The following is a 21,524-nucleotide window of genomic DNA, read 5'->3' on the forward strand; positions in this document are numbered from 1 at the left end:
CCTTCTGTATGCGCCGAGGAGCGCAGGGCCAGACGGATCAGGGCAAAAACTTGTTTGAGCCGCAGGCGAGTTGTTTTTGACCCCGGCTGGACCGAGCACCACAGGCTGCCCGAAGCGCAGCGCAGGGACGCAAACAGCAGGGTCGCCTTTTCTTTGCTTACTTTCTTTTGGCGAAGCAAAAGAAAGTGAGTTGCCGCCGGGCAACCCCCGGCCAGCCGTCCACAGCAAAGAGCACACCGCCGGAGCAAGAACAGGCGAAGATAAAACCTCAACGGCCAAGATACACCTCAATAACCCGCTCATCCGCCTGCACCTGGTCCAGCGTCCCCTGCGCCAACACAGACCCATCACACAGCACGGTAACGATCTCCGAGATCGTCTTGATGAAACTCATGTCGTGCTCCACCACCATCAGCGAATGCTTGCCCTTGAGCGTCAAGAACAGTTCCGCCGTGCGCGCCGTTTCCTCATCGGTCATGCCAGCCACCGGCTCGTCGAGCAGCAGCAGCTTCGGGTCCTGCATCAACAGCATGCCGATCTCCAGCCACTGCTTTTGCCCATGGCTCAGGTTGCCGGCCATACGGCCCACACTGTCTGCCAGGTGAATCGTCACCAGGATCTCGGCCAGCCTGTCGCTTTGTGTTGAATCGAGCTTGAAGAACATCGAATGCTTCACGCCCTTGTTGGTCTTGAGCGCGAGTTCCAGGTTTTCAAACACGGTGAGCTGCTCAAACACCGTGGGCTTCTGGAACTTGCGGCCTATCCCCAGCTGGGCGATTTCGGCTTCCCTGTGGCGCAGCAGGTCAATCGTGCTGCCGAAAAACACCGTGCCTTCATCGGGCCGGGTCTTGCCGGTGATGATGTCCATCATGGTCGTCTTGCCGGCTCCATTGGGGCCGATGATGCAGCGCAGCTCTCCGGGCGCAATGTCCAGGCTCAGCTTGTTGATGGCCTTGAAGCCGTCGAAGCTGACGCTCACATCTTCCAGGTACAGGATACGGCCGTGGGTAACGTCTACCTCACCGCTGGCGTGGGCAATGCGGCGGCCACTGGCGCTGCGGCCACCGGACTCGGTGTTGCTCTTTCCAGCTTCGAGTGCAGCCAGGCGTTCTTCAATGCGGCGCGCGCCCTGTTCAAGAAGGTCGGGGGTCATTTCGCACCGCCTTTGCGCAACTTCTTGACCAGGCCCACCACACCATCGGGCAGGAACAGCGTGACGCTGATGAAAAGTGCCCCCAGAAAGTACAGCCAGAATTCGGGATACGCCACCGTGAGCCAGCTCTTGGCGCCGTTGACAATAAAGGCACCCACTATCGGCCCGATCAGGCTGGCGCGCCCGCCCACTGCGGCCCAGATGGCAATTTCAATTGAGTTGGCCGGGCTCATTTCGCTCGGGTTGATGATGCCGACCTGCGGCACATACAGCGCACCGGCCACACCGCACATGATGGCCGAAATCACCCAGATGGTGAGCTTGTAGCCCAGCGGGCTGTAGCCCGAGAACATCACACGCGTTTCGGCGTCGCGAATGGCCTGCAGCACACGGCCAAACTTGCTGCCCACCAGCCATTTGGCAAACAGAAAGAAACCCAGCAGCGTGAGGCCGGTCATGATGAACAGCGTCATGCGCATCGACGGCGTGGCAATCGGGATGTTGAGAATGCGCTTGAAGTCGGTAAAGCCGTTGTTGCCGCCAAAGCCTGTTTCATTGCGAAAGAACAGCAGCATGGCCGCAAACGTCATGGCCTGCGTGATGATGGAAAAGTAAACGCCCTTGATGCGCGAGCGGAACGCAAAGAAGCCAAACACAAAGGCAATGATGCCCGGCACCGCCACAATCAGAAACAGGGTGGCGGCAAAGCTGTCGCTGAAAGTCCAGTGCCAGGGCAGTGTCTTCCAGTCAAGGAACACCATGAAGTCAGGCAGGTCGCTTTTGTAATTGCCGTCACGGCCAATCTGGCGCATGAGGTACATGCCCATGGCGTAGCCGCCCAGCGCAAAGAACACGCCGTGCCCCAGAGAGAGGATGCCGGTGTAGCCCCAGATCAAATCCATGGCCAGCGCGCAGATGGCGTAGCACATGATCTTGCCGAGCAGCGCCACGGCGTAGGTGCTCATGTGGAACACGCTGCCCTCGGGCACCCACAGGTTGAGGATGGGCGCAATGGCGCAGACGGCGATCAGCGCCATCATGAAGGCGCTCCAGCCGCCGCGTGTGAGCAGCGGGCCTTTGGCCGGTAGGACGACAGGCATAGGTTTAAACACAGACTCGGTATTCATGACGTTTTGCCAATTCGAGGGTAGCCGTGGAACCGGCTTTGCCGGGCCACTAGCTGCGCCCCCTTGAGGGGGAGGTGCCGCAGGCGCTTCGGGGGCGTACTCATACTTCCGCACTGCGGCCCTTCATCGCGAAGATGCCCTGAGGCCGCTTCTGGATGAAGATGATGATGAACACCAGCACGGCAATCTTGGCCAGCACGGCGCCTGTCCAGCCTTCCAGGAATTTGTTGAGGATGCCCAGGCCCATCGCGGCATACACCGTGCCTGCCAATTGGCCCACGCCGCCCAGCACCACCACCATGAACGAATCCACGATGTAGCCCTGGCCCAGGTCAGGCCCCACATTGCCCACCTGGCTCAGCGCGCAGCCCGCCAGGCCCGCAATGCCCGAGCCCAGCGCGAAGGCGTAAGTATCAACGCGGGCCGTGTTCACACCCATGCAAGAGGCAATCGGCCGGTTCTGCGTGACGCCGCGCACAAACAGGCCCAGCCGTGTGCGGCTGATCAGCCAGGCCACGCCCAGCAGCACCGCCACGGCAAACACAATGATGACCAGCCGGTTGTAAGGCAGCGAAAGATTGCCCAGCACCTGCACGCCACCGCTCATCCACACCGGGTTTTCAACACCCACGTTTTGCGCACCGAAGATCGAACGCACCAGCTGCTGCAGCATCAGGCTGATACCCCACGTGGCCAGCAGTGTTTCCAGCGGGCGGCCATAGAGGAAGCGAATCACGCTGCGCTCCAGCGCCGCGCCCATCAGCGCCGAGGCCATGAAGGCCACCGGCACCGCGGCCAGCAAATACCAGTCAAATGCGCCGGGGAAGTATTTCTGGAACACGCCCTGCACCACGTAGGTGGCATAGGCGCCGATCATCATCAGCTCGCCGTGCGCCATGTTGATGACGCCCATCAACCCGTAAGTGATGGCCAACCCCAGCGCCACCAGCAGCAAGATGCTGCCCAGGCTGATGCCGCTGAAAATCGCGCCCAGCTTGTTGCCCCACTCCAGCGAGGCCTCCACCTTGGCCAGCGCAGCCTGCAGGGCCACCTTCACATCGGCATCGGCCTCGGTGCCCAGGCGTTCTATCAGCACCGTTTTGGTATTGGGGTTCTTGCTGCCGGCCAGCTGCGCGGCGGCCTCCAGGCGCTTGGCCTTGTCGGTGCTGCCCAGCATGATGGCGGCGCGCATCAGCTCAAGCTGGTTCTTCAGCTCGGGCACGGTTTCAGCCGCGTAGGCTTTTTCAATCAGCGGCAAGCGCGCTTCATCGTTGTCGCCACCCAGCGTCTTGATGGCGTCGCGCCGCTGCTTCTCGTCTTTGGAAAACAGCTTCAACGCGGCCAGCGCGTTGTCGATCTCGCTGCGCATCAGGTTGGGGTTGATCACGTCTTCGGCATCGGCCGGCAGCGGCACCTCAGCGCCGGTGATCGGGTCAAAAGCCTTGTCGTCTTTCACGACAAAGACCTTGTCGCCCTTGGTTTTCACCGCATCGTCAGACAGCGCCTGTATGAATGCGGCCGTCTTCTCGTCAGCCTTGGCAGCGGCTTTACCCAAGGCCTCCACACGCGCCTCCGTTTCGCCAATTGACATGCCTTTTACCTCCTCAGGGCTTAAGGCATGGGCGCGAGCAGCTATCAAAAGCGTAGCAAGAAGGAGTAAGCGGAGAAGTGGGTAACGGAGCATAGGGGAAAGAACCTGTAGGTTGGGCACAGCACGCAACCGTGTTGCGCCCAGACTGCAACTTCCTGAGGGGGCACCGGCTCCGCTCCTAAGAGCAAGAACCAGGCCGTAGACACCAAAACGGCGTCAAGACTGGAAGAACCAGAACCACTCCATTGAAGAAGTGGTCCAGAGAGCGTAGCGAGCAGCCCGAGGTGGGTTTTGCAGCGCGGAGCCGTACAGAGGTACGGCGAGCACTGCAAGGCCCAGATCGGGTTGCGCAGTAGCTCTATGGCTTACTTCTTGACGGGTTCGTCTGGCTTTTTGTCATTGCCTTCAATGTATGGGCTCCATGGCTTGGCCTTCACAGGGCCAGGCGTCTTCCACACCACATTGAACTGGCCGTCGGCCTTTATTTCGCCGATGAAGACCGACTTGTGCAGGTGATGGTTCTTCTCATCCATCTTGCTCACGATGCCGGAAGGCGCGTTGAAGGTCTGGCCAGCCATGGCGGCGATGACCTTGTCGGTGTCGGTGGACTTGGCTTTTTCAACAGCCTGCTTCCACATGTTGATACCGATGTAGGTGGCTTCCATCGGGTCATTCGTCAAAGGCTTGTCAGAGCCAGGGAGCTTCTTGGCTTTGGCATAGGCAGACCACTTCTTGATGAACTCGGTGTTGGCCGGGCTCTTGATCGACTGGAAGTAGTTCCAGGCAGCCAGGTGGCCAACCAGGGGTTTCGTGTCCACACCGCGCAGTTCTTCTTCACCCACAGAGAAGGCAACCACTGGCACGTCTTTGGCCTTCAGGCCGGCATTGCCCAGCTCTTTGTAGAAAGGCACGTTGGAGTCACCGTTGATGGTGGACACCACAGCCGTCTTGCCGCCTTGCGAGAACTTCTTCACGTCAGCCACGATGGTCTGGTAGTCGCTGTGGCCGAAGGGGGTGTATTTCTCGTCGATGTCGGTGTCTTTGACACCCTTGCTCTTGAGGTAGGCGCGCAGAATCTTGTTGGTGGTGCGTGGGTACACATAGTCAGTGCCCAGCAGAACCCAACGCTTGGCGCCGCCGCCGGCCTTGCTCATCAAATAATCGACCGCAGGAATAGCCTGCTGGTTAGGTGCCGCACCCGTGTAGAACACGTTCTTGGAGAGTTCTTCACCTTCGTACTGCACAGGGTAGAACAGCAGGCCGTTCATTTCTTCAACCACTGGCAGCACCGACTTGCGGGACACAGACGTCCAGCAACCGAAGATGACCGAGACTTTGTCCTGGCCGAGCAGCTGCTTGGTCTTTTCAGCAAACAGGGGCCAGTTGGAAGCCGGGTCAACCACCACGGGCTCGAGCTTCTTGCCCATCACGCCGCCCTTGGCATTGATCTCTTCGATCGCCATCAGCACGGTGTCTTTCAACGTGGTTTCAGAAATTGCCATGGTGCCCGACAGGCTGTGCAAGATGCCAACCTTGATGGTGCCGCCCGCCTGGGCAAAAGCGGCAGGCATGGCGCCAAGGCCTGCCAGTGCGACGGCGGCGGTCATCGCCTTGAGGGTAAATCGACGTTGTTGCATGTGAATCCTCGCTCCGGTAGATAGGTGTGTGAATCGCGTTTCGCTGCGCCAAAACCCGGGGAAACCAGGGCTTTTACACAGCGATGAACCGATTCTGGGGACCGGAGGGGGATTGGGGAATACGCCGGGTGGCGTATGCGGGGTGGCCGGTATGCTGTGGGTTGCCGGTGAGGGCCGGCATTACAGGGAGGCCGCTGCGCCCGCTGACCTCTCTCTCCTATATCAAACTAAAAAACGAGGACTCTCTTATATGAACGCGCTGGTTTCCCGCTCTTCACACCTGGTCATTCTTGCCTTGACCGCCACAATCCTCGCAGGGTGCCAGACCACCCAGCCCGGCCCAGGCGCAAGCAACCCCGAGCCCAGGATTCTTTCCGTCACCCGCGTAGGAGGAAAAGGCATCCCCAACGGCCGATCAGATTCAACGGCGCCCTATCTGCGCGTCATCAAGTTGCAAACCGCCACCGACCCTGGCTACGGCTACTCTGCTGCAAACGCCATCAGAACAGGCCCTTACGACACCCGGCTTCATCTTCTGTACCTCAACTCATTGCGAGGGCCAAAAGGCGAGCCCGTCACATACGAGCGCCGGGGCGCTTGCTGCGAGTACGAAGACAAGTCGCTCCCCAGAGGTGGCGGGCTGCTGGATGTGTACGACATTCAGGTCGACGGAGGCAGCAAGACCATCACGATTTACGTGGATATGTACCGTAAGGGGCCGCCGTTGCTGCCGGTTGGGTTTACGGGTCGGTAGGGATGGTGCTTTCCTGGACGTAGGAGTATTAATCATCCTTCTGCAATGGGCCGGAGAGAGCGAGTCCAAGCAACCGAGGGGGTCAATCTAAACAAGGTCGGTCCGTACGCCGGGAAGCGGTCACCTAGCCGGCAATCGAGACAACAAAATCGCGGAAAAATCGGTGCATTTTGAGGTGAACTCACACAAACAGACCGGTGGCCTCTTTGGGGCGCCTACCCTGATTAGAGGAGGTGATCACCTGCCCTTCTGCCATAGCATGGCTACTCGACGTACCAGGAGAACAAAAATGGCGAGATTTACCGTCCGAGTCGTCTTGCATGACAAGGCAACATGGGATGACTACGAGATTCTTTCTGCGGCACTAGCCAAGCAGAATATTACCGACGTACTTATTTCAGACGACGGCGTCAAATACAAAATGCCTCCGGCCGAGTATCAGTGCGAGGGAGACATAACAAAGGCCGATGTTTTGATTCACTGTAAGAACGCGGCCGAATCTACGGGCAAGAAATACAGCCTCTTGGTGACCGAGTCGAATGGCAGAACATGGGCCGGTCTCGATACGGTCTAGCGCACCGCTCCGGCACTCGAAGTGCGCGTGGGTTGAATATTCAGCAATCAAAACCGTCATCGCGAGCTCGCTGGTGTCACATGACCACTATAAAAACTATTGATTGATCAGGGAGAAGTTCCGTGGGACTATACGAAAGATGGTGTGAATCCACCAAAAAAAAGAACAAGCGCAAGCATTACTGGACCTATGTCGAGAAGGACGGTGGCCGCGACGAGATCCGCAATGATCTCGCACAAACTATCCGGTCGCACTACGATCGGCTTGAACGCATCGCCGAGGATGTAAAGCGACTCGGATACGAGGTGGCCGGCGAAATCCTCAGCGCCGAAATGCCTCAAACAGCCAAAGGCCGTTCTGGCGACCTTGGTGAAATTCTCGCCACCGAGCTAGTAGAAGAAGAGATCGGTCTCCGTATTCCTGTGCGTCGCCTCCGCTACAAAGACGGTCGCAATATGGCCATGCGTGGCGACGACTTTATCGGCGCCGGATACGGTGGAGCCGACGAGAAACTCTGGCTACTGAAAGGCGAGGCCAAGAGTAATAAAGTACTCGGCAAGGCTACGGTCACGAGCGCACGCAAGGTTCTCAATCGTGACAATGGTCGTTGCACGCCGGACTCTCTGCTATTTGTAGCCAATCGCTTACTTGAGAGCAATGATCCAGATGACAACAATCTGGGTCGTAGTCTTCGCGACGAGGTCGGTCTGAAATTGCTGCATGCTGATCGTATTGATCATATGCTGTTCACAATTTCAGGCAACGGCCCCCACGCCTCATTGAAAGTCGATCTCGACGCCACAACGACCAATCGGGACCACTATGTCGTGAACGTCCACGTCGAAGACCACCAAGACTTCATCGCAACTATGTACCTTGAGGCAGAAGATCTTGGAGACGATTGATGAACTAACCGCGTTCCTGACGACCGCGACCGTCGACGGTATTCTTGGGCGTCTTCTCTATCGTGGAGCGGCCTGGTCGCTCATGCGGAAGGAGGGTATGTTGCCGGAAAACGCACCGCCCCTTGGCGCGACAATTGAAACCGATCTCGCCGAGCACGGCTTCGCCTTGCTCAGAGGAGCGATGGCCCTTCGCGCTCAGACTGGTGCTTCGGATCTGACCAGCAAAGCGTTCGAGCGCGCTGCGAATGCATTTGAAGCTCTAGCGCACAACGGTAATCCCGAGGAATCTGCTCGCGGATTTCGCCGCACCATCGCCGCCAGTGCCTACCACCTGGCCGGCTTCTCGGCCGTCGCCTATTCGCTTTTCAACGAGACGATGGAAGACCTCAACATCTCGCCGGGCGAAACAGCGATCCGCCATCTAATACTGCGCGATCTGGAACAGTTGCGCGGCTTCGTTCGTGGCTGGTTGGACGACGAAGTTCACGGCGATGAGCAGATCGCCATGGCTCTGCAGGACGAAGGCGCAGACGTTGACGACGTGCTGTCGACAATTCTCAACACCACGATCTGTCGGGCCTTGGCTCTTTTCGACTTCGCGCTTGAGACGGGAGAGGTCGAGCCGATCGAAGCTGCGCGGGCTCTTCTCGCCACTGCCGTCAGCCTAGCCGACAACGCTGAAAACGTCCCGCTCTGGTGGATCTCGAACCTCTGCCGCCACCTAATCGACGACCTGTGGCAGCACTCGCTCCACCAGAACTTGCCAACTGAGCCACCCGAGGGAACCGAGGAAAAATACCCCGATCTGCGGCGACTTTTCATCTCCTCGCTCTATGCACGCAAGACCTCTGAGGTGGAGCTTTGGCCCTCACAGCGCGTAGCCGCCCAACGCTCCACGGACGTCACGGATGATCTAGTCGTAGCCCTGCCAACCAGTGCGGGCAAGACGCGTGTGGCAGAGATCGCTGCGTTGATGACCCTGTCCTCCGCCCGGAGGGTGCTCGTCGTCACACCGTTGCGCGCCTTATCAGCCCAGACCGAACGGTCCTTCAGGAAGACCTTTGCTCCTCTTGGTTTCGGTGTCTCATCGCTTTATGGCGCTAGCGGCCTTTCAGCCGGCGATGAAGATGCTCTGCGCACTCGTGAAATCATCATCGCGACGCCCGAAAAACTCGACTTCGCGCTGAGAAGCGACCAGTCGCTGATCGACGATGTCGGCCTGATCGTCCTCGACGAAGGCCATATGATCGGCCCTAGTGAACGCGAGATTCGCTATGAGACGCTCGTTCAGCGCCTGCTCAGGCGCGCTGATGCGGCTGGACGCCGGATAGTCTGCCTTTCCGCAATTCTGCCAAGCGGCCACGAACTCGATGACCTGACCGCATGGATTCGTTCCGACGAACCTGGGGAACCGGTGCGTTCCGACTGGCGCCCCACGCGCCAGAGATTCGGAGCACTTACTTGGCGAGATAAGAACGCGCTTCTACGGCTCGACTTAGACGACGACGGCCCCTTCCTCGATAAATTCGTCGTGGAAACACCGGCGCGCGGAAAGGAAAAGAAGCCCTATCCACGCAAGAACTCACACCTCGCTTTGTTCGCGGCGTGGGAGTTTGCCCGCCAAGGTAAGCGCACCTTGATCTTTTCCACCCAAGCAAACTGGGTCGAGAGCTACGGAAAGCAGGTTGTGGATCTCTACAAACGCGGCTATCTGAACTCGCTGCTAGATGACAACGCATCAATCGCTCGCGCCCTAGAGATCGGGGAGGAATGGCTGGGCAAGGATCATCCCGCTGTGGCCAGCCTCAAGGTGGGCGTCGCGATTCATCACGGTCGACTGCCGAGCCCATTCCTGCGCGAACTGGAACTTCTCCTGTCTGATGGGGTATTGAAAGTAATCGTCGCATCACCCACGCTCTCGCAGGGCCTGAACCTCAATGCGGCTGTTCTTCTGGTACCCGCTCTATATCGGGCGGGTGAGAAGATCAAAGGTGAGGAATTCGCCAACGTCGCCGGCCGCGCGGGACGTGCCTTCGTCGATGTTGAAGGGCTGATCGTTCATGTAATGTTCGACAATATCAAATGGCGGAAGAAAGAATGGGGGGAGCTGGTCGCCTCCGCTAAGGCTCGGACGCTTAAAAGCGGCCTTATTCAGGTCGTCGCCGAGATTCTTTTGCGTCTGTCGCGCGAAGGCGTTCTAGATCGCGACGATGCCTGGGAATATCTTGCTAACGCCCGCGAGGCCTGGAGATCACCCGGCGAAGAGGCCGAGGTGGCAGCGCGACTAGCCGGAGCTGTGGAATACGGCGCACACGGCGATGACAACGATGATGACGAGGCAGACGGCGACGAAGAAACCATCGACGAGGAGCCTCTGTCTCAACTCGTCGAGCGCCTTGATGCAACCGTGTTCGGCCTGATCGAAGCGTTGGACGCCGACCACGCCGATCTACCCAAACTTCTGGACGAGGCACTCAAGGGTTCGCTCTGGGCCCGACAGATCGTCCGCGAGGACGAAGGCGTAGCACCCCGGCACAAGAAAGTGTTCGAAGCACGCGCAGCCGTAATTTGGAAGTCCACCACGACGCAAACGCGGCGTGGGCATTTCGCCATGGGCGTCGGGTTGGAAGCTGGCCTCACTATCGACGCGATGGCGGACGAGTTAGCCGAACTCCTGGATTGGGCAGACGAGGCGGCACTGAGCGGCGACATTGACAAACTCGCAGACGCGCTTGGCGGCCTCGGCGAACGCCTACTCTTCATGCGCCCCTTCATTCCCGACAAGGCGAACGCACTGCCAGCAAACTGGAAAGCCATTCTGCACAGTTGGGTGTCCGGTATAGAGGTAACCGAGATCGGACCGCAGAACATGCGAGCAGTCGAAGAAGCCTTYACCTATCGTTTGGTCTGGGCGCTGGAAGCCATCCGTACTCGCCGCATGTCCCTTGGCTGGTCGTCGGAATTTGTGACAGGCGGTGCGGCGGCTACGGTAGAAACAGGCGTCCCACGATTCATGATGGCGATGCTGATTCGGGCGGGCCTACCGTCACGCCGCGCGGCTATAGCGGCAATCGAGGATGCCGAGCCAGCCTTCGTCACCCCAGCGGAGATGCGAGCTTGGCTCGAATCGGACGAAATCACGGCCAAAACCGACGCCGGCGACTGGCCAACGGTCGAGACCTCCGCTCTGTGGGCGCGCTTCCGGACAGAAGCTCTCAGCAGCGGTATTCAGAAATGGTCGGTCGAGCGCTCCAGGCGCATGCTCGACATCGAAGCCCCCCCACCTGCTGGACTCTATCGGATTGTCACCGACGAGGGGGATGGACGGACTTGGCTGGTAAGCCCCGACTACAAGCGGGTTGCCTTATTCAAGAAGCCCGCGGTCGATCCCAAACCCAGTCTCTTCTCGGGCCGTCTACCGGGCAACACCCGGCTCGTGGATACCTTGCGCGTGGGCCGCGGAAAGCTGCGCTGGCCGGCTGCCGACGCTTAAAGGGCAACTGTAGCCATGCTCTATGCCTGGATTGGCGACGAGAAACGTGCACCTGCCGCGAAGGGAGAGCAGGCAACCTGCCGCGGTTGCGGTGGCCTGCTCACCGCCGTCATGCCCGTTGAGAACATGCCCCATTGGCGGCACAGAGCAGGGGACTGCGATACGTGGAGTGAACCGGAAGGCTCTTGGCATCTCGATTGGAAAGAACTCTTCGATATGTCCTGCCGGGAGGTCCCATTGCGCGACTTGGAGACGGGAGAACTGCACCGAGCTGATGTTCTAGTCGGAAGCGGCACCCCGCGCGCAACCGTTCTTGAGCTGCAGCACTCTTCGATCAGTGAAGATGAGCGTAACGCACGGGAAGCCTTCTATCGGCGCGAACATCGGATGTTTTGGTTGATCCATATCCATAGCGATAGCTCTTTTTTGGGGACCTATTTCAGAATGTCGCTTGATTTCAATTCACGTGTTATCAGTCTCGACGGCAAGCAGTTCTCTGTGATGCGCTGGATGGGTCCGAGCAAGCAGTTTATTGAGAAGTGGAAGCGCTCTACTGCCCATGTCTTCTTCAATGCTGGTCCTTACATCTTCTACCTTGCCGGCACTGGCGTGGTCGCACGCTTGGGAGGCTCTCTCAAGCGGGGTGAGTTCGCTCTCTGCACCCTAACCCGCGATGAATTTCTGAGGGGTATCCGCTGGGAGGACAGTGCCCCGTCCTAACTCCCGCCGACTTCAGTTGCCGTAATACTCACCCGTACTCAGATACTTGTCGAGATGGATCGGAGAGGGCAGCGCATAGCGATCGGTATCAGGTGGTCCAAAGTAAGGTCACCGTCCCAAAGCATTGGCTTACGTTGAACTCGCTTAAGTTATTGATAAGCCTGCATCTAGCCGCGGCGTAACCCAGTGAATTTCGGTGTTGGAGTCCTCGTAAAAGAAAGCGCGAGCCACTGGACGCCGTGCACGAGAACGTAAGTGCTGCGGCCAACGGGTAAGACAACCTCACACCCGCAACATAGACAAAAGCCATTCTTCAAACAACCGAATACTCCGCTGCTCACGCCGCTCAGGCGGGTAAGTGAGGAAATAACCGTTCCCGCTATCGACCTCGATGTCAAAGGGCTTCACCACCTTCTGCGAGGCAATCAGGTCAGTGAACAAGGCGGCATCGGCAATCGCTACGCCCAGGCCGCGCTCTGCGCTCTGGACGCACATGTCCACCGTGTCAAACAGCTGCTCACGCGCGCCCTGCAGGTCGGGCACACCGGCGCAGCGCAGCCAGGTCTGCCATTCGTGCCGGTTGGCCGTGGCGTGCAGCAGGGTCGCGCCGGCGAGATCGCGCGGCTCGCGCAGGCTGGCAGCTAGCTGCGGTGTGCACAGGGGCACCAGGCGCTCACGCATCAACGGCACTTCGACCAGATTGAGCCAACCGCCTTTTCCGTGGGCAATGATGACGTCGGCATCGGTATTACTGAAATCGAGTGCGTCTGTCCAGAGGGTCGTAGGCAAAAGGCTTTACCAGCATGATGCTGCCGCCGAGACAATCACTTCATCCGTCCCGCGCTAGGCTCACACACCCAAGCATGAATAAAAAGGTACACGTTCCGCCCGTGTAACCACCGCCCAAAGACAACCAAAGACGGCTCGCCCAACGCCGCCAACACTGGCAAGATCAGCACACGGCTGGCGGGGCAACAAAAACCAGACTTTCACGCCCGGCTGCCGTGAAGCCAATGGAACACGGCGCACCGCCAAACGGCCGCGCCGCAATTCCCGATACCTCGCAAAGAAGGTCTTCATGAAGACCTCCCCAAGTGAAGGCAGAGTGGATGTCCATAAGCCAAATAATAGGTAGAAGCCCCACTCCCACCCTCTTCTTCCACCCGGTACTCAAGGGAAAATCACTGATATTGTTGTTGCCCACGCCTCGCCCCGCTTACAGAAGAATCCGCTCTCAATGACGCCCACCACGCCAGCAGCCCCCGAAGGCGCCGTTCGATGACCCCACGCGAGACCTGGATCAGCGTGCAGCTGGCCCGCACGTTTATGCAAAATTCGCGGCCTACGCTGCATGCGGCCGTGCTGATCATTCTGGTGGTGGTGGCAATGCTGCATGGGCGTGTGGCGCCATGGGACTTGTGGGTATGGACCCTGGCCACCGGCTCCATGACGCTGCTGCGTTATGCCATCCTGCATGCTTACCGCCACCGCCTGGCGGAGGCCGACGGGGTGGCGCTGCGGGAGTTCATGTCGCTCCTCGGATGGGCCTGGCCCTTGAGCGCGGTGGTCTGGGGCTCGCTGATGTTTGTGGTGTACCGCCAGGCCCCCATTGAAGATCAACTGGTGTGCATCATGATCCTGGGGGGCATCGCGGTGGTCGCGGTGGCTTCGGGCCCGCCGAGCTTGCGTACCGTCTCAGCGTACTGCAACGGCTTGAGTGCCTCGGTGCTGGCGGCCCTGGCCTGGCGAATAGACCTGACGGGGGGTGTTCCTTCGGTGCTCGACACCGGCGCCGAGATGGGGGTGGTGCTGGTTTTCCTGTGGGTGGCCCATGTGACGGGCCGGCGCATGTACCGGGCCCAGCACATGAGCCTGGAGCGGCAGTTCGACCGCCAAGAACTGATCAAGGCTCTGGAGGAGCGAAAACAGGCCCTGGCGGAGGCGGAAGCCGTGCGGAGCAGCTTTATTGCCAGCGCCGCGCATGAGCTGCGCCACCCCGTGCAGGCGCTGGGCCCGTATGCCGACTGGCTGACCAAAGAGCCGGAGTTCGCGGCGCAGATTGCACGCAAGATTGGCGATTCGACACGCAAGATTGACGAGCTGTTTGAATCGCTGTTCAGCCTGGCGGGGCTGGAACCGGCTTCGCTGAGCGTGCACCTGCAGCCGGTAGACCTTGGCGCGCTGGTCCACACGCTGGCCGAAGAGCACACGCCGCAGGCGCGCGAAAAAGGCCTGCGACTGCGCACCCGAACCGCCGCGGGACGGGCGGTGTCAGACCCGGTGCTGCTCACGCGGCTGGTGGGTTGCCTGTTGTCCAATGCCTTGCGCAACACGCATGGCGGCGGTGTGTTGCTAGCCGCGCGGTCGCGCCGGGGAAAGTGGCGCATAGAGCTGTGGGACACAGGCACCGGCATTGCGCGTGAACGCCAGCAGACTTTCTCTGAAGGCATCCCGCAGCAGGGCATGGCCGAGGGCTTCGGGCTGGAGCTGGCGGTCGTCTACCGCCTGAGCCAGCTGCTGGGGCACCCGGTGGGCATGACGGAACGCCAGGGACGCGGCAGCGTCTTCTGGGTGGAGTTGCCCCGGTATGAGGAGGTTGAGAAAAGCGCAAATGCTCCTCGCGGGTCTGTACCTGGGCCTGTAATTGGGCCTACACCTCCACCGCAGGCAACGCCTTCCGCAACCGCCCGGGCGAAACACCATACAGCTGTTGAAAGTGCCGGATGAAGTGCGAGGCATCGGCAAAGCCGCATTCATAGGCGATGGTGCTCACCGGTGAATCGGTTGAGGTCAGCAGCCACCGGCCGTACTTGAGCCGCGAGTTGCGGTAAAACCCTGAAGGGGAAGCGCCCGTTTCTGCCAGAAAAACCCTTTCAAGTTGCCGGCTGCTGGAATCCACAATTTTGGCGATGACGGAAATTTCAAGCGGCGTGGTGATGTTCTTTTCCATCAGCACAATGGCCTGGCGGAGCTTGTCGTTGTCGGCACAGGCATAACCCAGCGCGCGCCGGCGCGCGACGTGCGAGATGGCGGATTTGCGGGTTACCGTCATCTGGTGCACAACCTTGGCGGCGCGGTCCGGGCCGCAGTGCAGGCGAATCAGCTCGGTGGCCAGCTCGATGATCGAGATACCGCCCGCGCAGGTGATCCGGTCGCCATCAAAGATGTAGTCGCAGTTGGTGGTGAAGGGTAGATCGGGAAAAGCTTCCTTCCAGTCATTGACATGGAAGGGATGAACACAGGCCATGCGGCCTTGCATGAACCCATGCCGCGCGAGCGCAAAGCTGCCGGTGCAAATGCCAATCAACGGCACACCGGCTTTTGCGGCGTGGTTCAGAAACTTCACACCTCGAGGGTCGGCCGTTTTCATGAAGGGCAGCAAGCCCCCGATCACCGCCACGTAATCAAAGTTGCAGTCCGACGAAGCCGCGGGCAGCGTGGCCACTTCGACGCCACAGCTGGAGGCCACGGTCTCGCCGGCGGCGCTGAGCACCGCCCACGTGCAGCGAAGCTGCCGGCTCTGGTCGCCCAGGTCTGCAGCATGGCGCAGCGCATCGCACAGCCCCGCCAGCGACAACAGGGGGAAACGCGGGCACAGAAAAATACCGACCCGCAGTTCCACGCCGGTTTTTGGAGGCGTTTTGGCCTTGGCCGCGTCAAGCCGGTCCACCAGCTGGTTGCCCTCATCCTGTGCGCCGGCCGCCCTGTTGGCCTTCGCGGGTGCACGCTTTGCGCGCTTTGCCGCCGCAGCTTTGGGCGCAGAAGCGCCCTTCGCAGGTAATTTTCCCGAATGTCGCATACGTTCAATTTACACGCCAAAGCTTCCTATGACAAGTTGACGGCGCTTCATACCATCCACCCCGTCAGTGAGAGTTTCGTTAAACCACCATCAGGAGTTTTCATGAAAAAAACATTCGCCGCACGCCTCTTGTGCATGCTTCTCGCCGCGGGGGCGGTACTGCCGGCTGCCAACGCCCAGGCCTTGCAAACCGTTGAAAAAGACGCGTTGACGATCGCCTTCACCGGCGACATGCCGGGCACCGGCTACCAGGACGGCGCCATGATTGGCTACGACGGCGAGATCCTCCAGCGTGTGGCCGAGGCCGTCAAGCTCAAGGTGAAGCCCGCCCTTATGGAATGGTCGGGCACCATTGCTTCGGTGCAAGCCAAACGCGTCGACGTGATGGCCGGCACCATGGGCTGGACAGAGCAGCGTTCGAAGATCATGACCCTGAGCGACCCGATCCATTACTTCAAGAACGGCATCACCCAGTCAAGCAAGACCAACTGGTCGCACCTCAAGGACCTGGAAGGCAAAAAGGTCGGCACGATCACCGGTTTTTCGTTCATTCCGGAGCTTCGCAAAATCACCGGCCTGCAACTGACGATGTATGACACATCCGACGCGGCAGTGCGCGACCTGCTGGCCGGCCGTATTGACGCGGTCATCGGCGACCCGCCCGTGATGCAGTACGCCATTTCGCGCAACCCGCAATGGAAGCTCAAGTTCAACGCCTTCGTTGACAACAACCCGGACTACCCGCTCCTCACTGGACTCGGTCAGGTGGTGTTTGGCCTGAACAAGGACAACCCGGAACTCGCCAAGGCCGTGAACGCGGAGATCGCCAAGCTCTGGCAGAGCTGTGAGCTCAAGAAGATCGGCGGCAAATACGGCCTGGTGCAAGACGTCTGGTACGTGCCCGTGGGCCAGAACTTCCGTGCCGGCGTAGACCGCCCCGCCGACTGGAAATTGCCGTCCTGCAAGTAAGCCCTTCGAAGCATGGATACAGGCGAATGCGTGTTTTTCTCATGCGTTCGTCTGCGTCAAAAAACTGAATCCAATGAACAACACCCTGTTAAAAGTCGACGGGCTGAAAAAAAGCTACGGCCCGCTCGAAGTGCTCAAGGGAATTTCCTTTGACCTGAGTAAAGGCGAAACCCTGTCGTTGATCGGCCCCAGCGGCTCCGGAAAATCGACCTGCCTGCGCTGCCTGAATTTTCTGGAACAACCAGGCGAAGGCTCGGTCGTGCTTGACGGTGAACGGATAGGCCAGGTGCCAACCCGGCACGGCGGGTTCCGCTTTATGAATGACCGCGAACTCGCGCCCCAGCGCCGTGAGATCGGCATGGTGTTCCAGTTGTTTTATTTGTGGCCGCACCTGAACGTTCGCGACAACGTGGCCCTGGGCTCCATCAAGGCCGGCGGCATGTCGAAACCCGAAGCCTATGAGCTCGCCGACGCCATGCTGGAGAAGGTTCACCTGTCCAACAAGGCAGATGAATACCCGGAGCGATTGTCCGGAGGGCAACAGCAGCGCGTGGCCATTGCCAGGGCCCTGGCCCAGCAGCCCAAGCTCATTCTTTTTGATGAGCCGACTTCTGCGCTTGACCCGGAGCTGGTCGGCGAGGTGCTCACCGTGATTCGTGAGCTGGCCGAAGAGGGCCGCTCGATGATTCTGGTCACACACGAAATCCGCTTTGCCAGGGACGTGGCCGACCGCGTGATCTTCATGGACGGCGGCCACATTGTTGAGCAGGGCCCCGCTGTCGACGTCATCAACAACCCCCAGCTGGAGCGTACCCGCAGCTTTCTCGGCCAGGTGGCGGACAACCCGGGGCTGGCCAGGTGATGGAACAGCTTGGAATTTTCGGGGGCATCCTCGCCGTGCTGATGGGTGGCGCGGTTACCGCCGCGGTGGTGGCCCTGGGTGCTTTCGTCATTGCGCTGGCGGGCGGAATGCTGCTGGCGGTGACGGTCACTTTCGCGCGCTTTCGTTTGCTGAAGCTGGCCATTGCCGCCTACATCGAATGGATGCGCAACGTTCCGGCATTGGCACACCTCTTTGTGATCTATTTCGGGCTGGCGGCTGTGGGCATACGGCTCTCGCCGCTGGTGGCGGCGATTTTGGGCCTGGGGCTGGTTGGCGCAGCGGTGTTGTGCGATGTATTTGTCGCCGGGCTCAAGTGCCTGCATGCCGGGCAGCGCGAGGCCGCCCTTTCCGTCGGAATGACACCGCGGCAGGCGCTGATTCACATTCTTCTTCCACAAATGCTGCGGGTGACGTGGCCATCCCTCGGCAACTACACCAGCCAGCTGCTCAAAGATACGTCCATTGCGTCGGCAATTGCCGCGCCGGAAATCATGTTTTTTGCCAGGAACCTGGTGACCTCTACCTTTGAAACCACTTTGATCTATCTTGCCGCCATGCTGTTGTATGCGGCCATGGTGCTGCCGGTCAGTTGGGGATTTGCCAAGGCCGAAAGCCGCATGGAGAACAAGCGATGAACAGCTTTTTTGCAGTCTTCCTGCAATACTGGCCCGAGTGGGCTCCCCGCCTTGCAGAGGCGGCCAAAGTAACGGCAAAGCTGTCATCTGCGGGCTTTGTGATGGCCCTGCTTTTGGGCGCGACCCTGGCGGCCATGATCCGCAGCGGCCAGCCAGCCCTGCGCTTTGCCGCGAACTTTTTCATCCAGTTCGTGCGCACCGTGCCCCTGCTCGCACTGCTGCTGGCGCTCTACTTTGCGCTGCCGCCGCTCGGGCTCACACTGCCGGGCTTCTGGGCCGGGGTGATCGGGCTGGGCCTGCACGGCGCGGCCTATGTTGCCGAGATTTTGCGCGGAGGCCTGCAGTCGATTCACCGCGGGCAGCGCGAAGCAGCCCTGGCCGTTGGCCTGGCGCCGCACCAGGTGTTCATGCATGTGGTGTTTCCCCAGGCGCTGCGCGTCATGCTGCCACCCTTGCTGAACACCTATGTGGCGCTGTTAAAAGACAGCTCACTTTGCGCACTGATCGCCACGGACGAGCTGATGCTGACGGCGCGGGCCATGTCCAGCGAGTTCTTCCTGCCCCTGCACATCTTCCTGCTGGTGGGCGCCTTCTACTTTGCCATTGCTTTCCCCTTGTCAATGCTTTCGCGGGCGCTGGAAAGGCGCCTCTCGCGCGGCCGGCGGGTCATGGGTGCTGCATGACCTCTATCGCCAATTTCTCTCTCAACACATCGCTTGCCTACGCCTCCATGGAGCAGACGCTCGAGGCTCTTGCCAGCGGAGAAATCACCAGCGAAACACTGGTCGAAACCCAGCTCTCGCGCATAGACGCCTTTGACGCCAAGCTGCACGCCTATGTAGACCTCTATGCAGATGAAGCCTTGCAGGCCGCCCGCGGCCTGGACAAGCTCAGGCAGGCCGGCTTCACGGTCGGCCCGCTGCATGGTGTGACCATTGCCGTCAAAGACCTGTTTGAAATTAAAGGCCATGCCATCACCGCGGGTTCCAGATCGCTCCCGCCGCGGACCTCCACCATCACGGCGACGGTGGTCGACCGATTGAGGGCAGCCGGCGCCATCGTGCTGGGGAAAACACACACGGTGGAATTTGCCTTTGGCGGCTGGGGAACCAATACTTCCATGGGCACACCCTGGAACCCCTGGGACCTTGAAACCCACCGTGTGCCCGGCGGCTCCAGCAGCGGCTCGGCCGTGGCGGTTTCGGCGGGCATGGCCAGCGCAGCGCTGGGTACGGACACCGGCGGCTCCGTTCGCATTCCGGCCGGGCTCTGCGGGCTGGTGGGGCTGAAAACGACGCATGGCCTGATCAGCCGCTACGGCCTGATTGACCTGTGCCCCACGCATGACACGGTGGGGCCCATCACACGAACGGTGAAGGATTGCGCGACGCTGCTGGACGTGCTGGCGGGGCCTGACCCGCAAGACGCGGCATCCCGCTTTTCGCCCTCGCGTTCGGTTTCAAAAGAAATTGAAAAAGATGTCAGGGGAATGCGGGTCTGGACCCTGCCAAAAGCTGAACGCGAAGACGTGGACCCGGAAGTGCTTAAGGCTTACGACAGGTCTCTTTCCGTGTTCACCGGGCTTGGCATGACCCTGGTGGACAAGCCGCTTCCGCAAAGCCTGGCGCAATCCATGCGCATTGCAGGCAGCCTGATGAGCGCCGAAGGCTATGCCAATCTCGGCACGCTTTTTGAGCGCAACGAGCTGGAGTTTGACCCGAACATCAAGCGGCGGATCATGCTGGGCCGGGACATCGGGGCCGCCCAGTACATCACCCTGCTGCGCGACCGCGAGTCTGCGAAAGCCGCGATGCTGGAGGCAATGGACGGCGTGGATGTCTGCGTGTTCCCGACCAATGCGATCACCGCCATACCGGTGAGTGAGGTTGACGAGCTGGCCACGCCACTGTCGCGCTTCGGCCGTTTTGTGAACCTGCTGGATTTGTGCTCGGTCGCCATTCCGGCAGGGCTTTCGGCCAACGGCCTGCCGGTTTCCATTCAGGTGATCGGGCGCCCGTTTGCCGAACCCACGATATTGCGCGCAGCGTTTGCGTTCGAGAAGGCAACGCCGTGGAACCGCCTGCATCCCGCAGGCCTTGAGCTGGAGCGCTGAAGGGGCGGCGCTGCAGCGTGGTGGGCCGCCGTCGGTTTTCGCCTACAAAAATCAGCGCCAGCCTCGCTGGAGTTCGCTTTGCGCCTTGCTGAAAATGCACTGATCATGCCCAGCACTGCGGCTCACCTTCCCGACAGCACGTCCCCGGCAGCCGCAACGTCGCTGTGGCCGCGCATCCGCCGCTGGCTGTTTCCTGCGCTGGGCATCGTCGTCCTGGGTTTGCTGATTTCCCATGCCCACAAGGTGGACTGGGAAGGCGCCTGGCAGACGCTGCGGCGCTACTCGCCTCTTTTGCTGCTTGCCGTGCTGGGCCTGGCCACGGCCAGCCATGCGCTGTATGGCTGCTTTGACCTGATAGGCCGGCAGCACACGCGCCACAAGCTGCCGCGCCTGCAGACCTGGGCCATTGCAGTCACCAGCTACGCCTTTAACCTGAACCTGGGCTCGCTGGTCGGCGGGGTGGCGCTGCGGGCGCGGCTGTATGCGCGGGCCGGGCTGGACGAAGCCACCATTGCGCAGATCGTGGGCTTGAGCCTTGCGACCAACTGGCTGGGCTATGGGCTGGTGGCGGGCAGCCTCTTTGCCGCCGGCGCCATTGCGCCGCCCAGCCAGGCACACATTGGCGCCGCGGCGCTGCGCCTGCTGGGCGTGGTGATGGTGCTGATTGCACTGGGCTACGTGGTGGCGTGCGCGTTGGCGCGCGGGCACGTGTGGCGGGTGCGCGGGCGGCGGCTGAAGCTGCCTTCTGCGCAGCTGGCCCTGGTGCAGCTGGGCATTTCAGCCAGCAACTGGGCACTGATGGGCGCGGCCATGTATTTGCTGCTGGGCCAGCAAGTGCCCTACACCACGGTACTGGGCGTGCTGATGGCGGCGTCCATCGTGGGGGTGATCATGCCGATCCCCGGCGGGCTGGGTGTGCTGGAGGCGGTCTACCTGGCGCTGCTGTCGGGCAGCGTGCGCCAGGGTGCACTGATGGGTGCGGTGCTGGCCTACCGCGCGCTTTACTACCTGTTGCCGCTGGCGGGCGGGCTGGTGCTGTATGCGCTGCTGGAGCGGTATGCGTCAACCCATGCGGATGCCCATTAGCCGAGGTACCGCTTGGTGATCGACATGGCGGGCATGACGGTTGTTGCCTTCCCCTGGATTGCTATCAATAACGTAGCTGCTTGCG

Annotated in this window: 18 protein-coding genes; 12 read left to right on the plus strand and 6 right to left on the minus strand. The window is 60.4% G+C overall.

All coding sequences use genetic code 11. The annotated features are described in order from the left end of the window. Positions 1 to 268 precede the first annotated feature (268 nt). The 4 genes from urtD to urtA all read right to left on the minus strand — a co-directional run bounded on the left by urtD (position 269) and on the right by urtA (position 5,508). On the minus strand, positions 269 to 1,153 hold the full coding sequence (gene urtD / locus AC1DY9_RS21885) for an urea ABC transporter ATP-binding protein UrtD (RefSeq protein ID WP_477667643.1): 885 nt from the start codon (positions 1,151 to 1,153) through the stop codon (positions 269 to 271). After that, a complete protein-coding gene (gene urtC, locus AC1DY9_RS21890; protein WP_477667644.1) occupies positions 1,150 to 2,280 on the minus strand; it encodes an urea ABC transporter permease subunit UrtC in 1,131 nt (376 codons plus the stop codon). Before urtC ends, urtD begins: the two co-directional genes overlap by 4 nt. 100 nt (positions 2,281 to 2,380) lie before the next feature. Continuing rightward, complete coding sequence (gene urtB, locus AC1DY9_RS21895; protein WP_477667645.1) at positions 2,381 to 3,964, minus strand: urea ABC transporter permease subunit UrtB; 1,584 nt, start codon at positions 3,962 to 3,964, stop codon at positions 2,381 to 2,383. Positions 3,965 to 4,236: 272 nt separating this feature from the next. After that, positions 4,237 to 5,508, minus strand: a complete 1,272-nt coding sequence (gene urtA / locus AC1DY9_RS21900; RefSeq protein WP_457282107.1) for an urea ABC transporter substrate-binding protein — start codon at positions 5,506 to 5,508, stop codon at positions 4,237 to 4,239. 250 nt (positions 5,509 to 5,758) lie between these two features. Here urtA and AC1DY9_RS21905 point away from each other — a divergent pair, with 250 nt between their 5' ends. The 5 genes from AC1DY9_RS21905 (at position 5,759) to AC1DY9_RS21925 (ending at position 11,954) form a co-directional block, all read left to right on the plus strand. Continuing rightward, on the plus strand, positions 5,759 to 6,262 hold the full coding sequence (locus AC1DY9_RS21905; RefSeq protein WP_477667646.1) for a hypothetical protein: 504 nt from the start codon (positions 5,759 to 5,761) through the stop codon (positions 6,260 to 6,262). A gap of 289 nt (positions 6,263 to 6,551) precedes the next feature. Next, the gene (locus tag AC1DY9_RS21910) at positions 6,552 to 6,836 is read left to right on the plus strand and encodes a hypothetical protein (protein ID WP_477667647.1); all 285 of its coding nucleotides are present in this window, start codon (positions 6,552 to 6,554) and stop codon (positions 6,834 to 6,836) included. A 122-nt stretch (positions 6,837 to 6,958) separates the two neighbouring features. Beyond that, a complete protein-coding gene (locus AC1DY9_RS21915) occupies positions 6,959 to 7,741 on the plus strand; it encodes a HamA C-terminal domain-containing protein (protein WP_477667648.1) in 783 nt (260 codons plus the stop codon). Continuing rightward, positions 7,728 to 11,234 (plus strand): DEAD/DEAH box helicase, encoded by a 3,507-nt coding sequence (locus tag AC1DY9_RS21920; RefSeq protein WP_477667649.1) that lies wholly within the window; start codon positions 7,728 to 7,730, stop codon positions 11,232 to 11,234. The genes AC1DY9_RS21915 and AC1DY9_RS21920 overlap by 14 nt, the downstream gene beginning before the upstream one ends. Positions 11,235 to 11,249: 15 nt before the next feature. Further along, on the plus strand, positions 11,250 to 11,954 hold the full coding sequence (locus tag AC1DY9_RS21925) for a competence protein CoiA (protein WP_477667650.1): 705 nt from the start codon (positions 11,250 to 11,252) through the stop codon (positions 11,952 to 11,954). A 282-nt stretch (positions 11,955 to 12,236) separates the two neighbouring features. On the opposite strand, the gene AC1DY9_RS21930 is transcribed toward AC1DY9_RS21925, so the two are convergent. Beyond that, positions 12,237 to 12,743, minus strand: coding sequence for a LysR substrate-binding domain-containing protein (locus AC1DY9_RS21930; RefSeq protein WP_477667651.1), 507 nt, complete (start codon positions 12,741 to 12,743; stop codon positions 12,237 to 12,239). Positions 12,744 to 13,232: 489 nt separating this feature from the next. Between AC1DY9_RS21930 and AC1DY9_RS21935 the strand changes: the two genes are divergently transcribed. Continuing rightward, positions 13,233 to 14,681 carry a sensor histidine kinase gene (locus tag AC1DY9_RS21935; protein WP_477667652.1) on the plus strand — a complete coding sequence of 483 codons (1,449 nt, stop codon included), beginning with the start codon at positions 13,233 to 13,235 and terminating at the stop codon, positions 14,679 to 14,681. Here the strand turns inward: AC1DY9_RS21935 and AC1DY9_RS21940 are convergent. Beyond that, on the minus strand, positions 14,605 to 15,753 hold the full coding sequence (locus AC1DY9_RS21940) for a GlxA family transcriptional regulator (RefSeq protein ID WP_457282111.1): 1,149 nt from the start codon (positions 15,751 to 15,753) through the stop codon (positions 14,605 to 14,607). The genes AC1DY9_RS21935 and AC1DY9_RS21940 overlap by 77 nt on opposite strands. Before the next feature lie 102 nt (positions 15,754 to 15,855). Between AC1DY9_RS21940 and AC1DY9_RS21945 the strand changes: the two genes are divergently transcribed. From AC1DY9_RS21945 to AC1DY9_RS21970, 6 genes are all read left to right on the plus strand, one after another. Further along, on the plus strand, positions 15,856 to 16,722 hold the full coding sequence (locus AC1DY9_RS21945; RefSeq protein ID WP_457282112.1) for a substrate-binding periplasmic protein: 867 nt from the start codon (positions 15,856 to 15,858) through the stop codon (positions 16,720 to 16,722). Positions 16,723 to 16,795: 73 nt separating this feature from the next. Then, the gene (locus AC1DY9_RS21950) at positions 16,796 to 17,584 is read left to right on the plus strand and encodes an amino acid ABC transporter ATP-binding protein (protein WP_457282113.1); all 789 of its coding nucleotides are present in this window, start codon (positions 16,796 to 16,798) and stop codon (positions 17,582 to 17,584) included. After that, on the plus strand, positions 17,584 to 18,240 hold the full coding sequence (locus tag AC1DY9_RS21955; protein ID WP_457282114.1) for an amino acid ABC transporter permease: 657 nt from the start codon (positions 17,584 to 17,586) through the stop codon (positions 18,238 to 18,240). The genes AC1DY9_RS21950 and AC1DY9_RS21955 overlap by 1 nt, the downstream gene beginning before the upstream one ends. Then, the gene (locus AC1DY9_RS21960; protein WP_477667653.1) at positions 18,237 to 18,923 is read left to right on the plus strand and encodes an amino acid ABC transporter permease; all 687 of its coding nucleotides are present in this window, start codon (positions 18,237 to 18,239) and stop codon (positions 18,921 to 18,923) included. The genes AC1DY9_RS21955 and AC1DY9_RS21960 overlap by 4 nt, the downstream gene beginning before the upstream one ends. Then, positions 18,920 to 20,353: an amidase gene (locus AC1DY9_RS21965; protein ID WP_477667654.1), complete on the plus strand. Its 1,434-nt coding sequence runs from the start codon at positions 18,920 to 18,922 to the stop codon at positions 20,351 to 20,353. The genes AC1DY9_RS21960 and AC1DY9_RS21965 overlap by 4 nt, the downstream gene beginning before the upstream one ends. 105 nt (positions 20,354 to 20,458) lie before the next feature. Further along, positions 20,459 to 21,439, plus strand: coding sequence for a lysylphosphatidylglycerol synthase domain-containing protein (locus tag AC1DY9_RS21970; protein WP_477667655.1), 981 nt, complete (start codon positions 20,459 to 20,461; stop codon positions 21,437 to 21,439). The last annotated feature ends 85 nt before the right edge of the window (positions 21,440 to 21,524 follow it).

Source organism: Polaromonas sp. P1_F6 (assembly GCF_056405695.1).

Bases quoted from the DNA above. Each gene is read 5' to 3' on its own strand.
- AC1DY9_RS21970 (WP_477667655.1), top strand. From the start codon at position 20,459: ATGCCCAGCACTGCGGCTCACCTTCCCGACAGCACGTCCCCGGCAGCC.
- AC1DY9_RS21955 (WP_457282114.1), top strand. From the start codon at position 17,584: ATGGAACAGCTTGGAATTTTCGGGGGCATCCTCGCCGTGCTGATGGGT.
- AC1DY9_RS21965 (WP_477667654.1), top strand. From the start codon at position 18,920: ATGACCTCTATCGCCAATTTCTCTCTCAACACATCGCTTGCCTACGCC.
- AC1DY9_RS21950 (WP_457282113.1), top strand. From the start codon at position 16,796: ATGAACAACACCCTGTTAAAAGTCGACGGGCTGAAAAAAAGCTACGGC.
- AC1DY9_RS21905 (WP_477667646.1), top strand. From the start codon at position 5,759: ATGAACGCGCTGGTTTCCCGCTCTTCACACCTGGTCATTCTTGCCTTG.
- urtA (WP_457282107.1), bottom strand. From the start codon at position 5,508: ATGCAACAACGTCGATTTACCCTCAAGGCGATGACCGCCGCCGTCGCA.
- AC1DY9_RS21960 (WP_477667653.1), top strand. From the start codon at position 18,237: ATGAACAGCTTTTTTGCAGTCTTCCTGCAATACTGGCCCGAGTGGGCT.
- AC1DY9_RS21925 (WP_477667650.1), top strand. From the start codon at position 11,250: ATGCTCTATGCCTGGATTGGCGACGAGAAACGTGCACCTGCCGCGAAG.
- AC1DY9_RS21945 (WP_457282112.1), top strand. From the start codon at position 15,856: ATGAAAAAAACATTCGCCGCACGCCTCTTGTGCATGCTTCTCGCCGCG.
- AC1DY9_RS21940 (WP_457282111.1), bottom strand. From the start codon at position 15,753: ATGCGACATTCGGGAAAATTACCTGCGAAGGGCGCTTCTGCGCCCAAA.
- urtB (WP_477667645.1), bottom strand. From the start codon at position 3,964: ATGCTCCGTTACCCACTTCTCCGCTTACTCCTTCTTGCTACGCTTTTG.
- AC1DY9_RS21910 (WP_477667647.1), top strand. From the start codon at position 6,552: ATGGCGAGATTTACCGTCCGAGTCGTCTTGCATGACAAGGCAACATGG.
- urtD (WP_477667643.1), bottom strand. From the start codon at position 1,153: ATGACCCCCGACCTTCTTGAACAGGGCGCGCGCCGCATTGAAGAACGC.
- urtC (WP_477667644.1), bottom strand. From the start codon at position 2,280: ATGAATACCGAGTCTGTGTTTAAACCTATGCCTGTCGTCCTACCGGCC.
- AC1DY9_RS21935 (WP_477667652.1), top strand. From the start codon at position 13,233: ATGACCCCACGCGAGACCTGGATCAGCGTGCAGCTGGCCCGCACGTTT.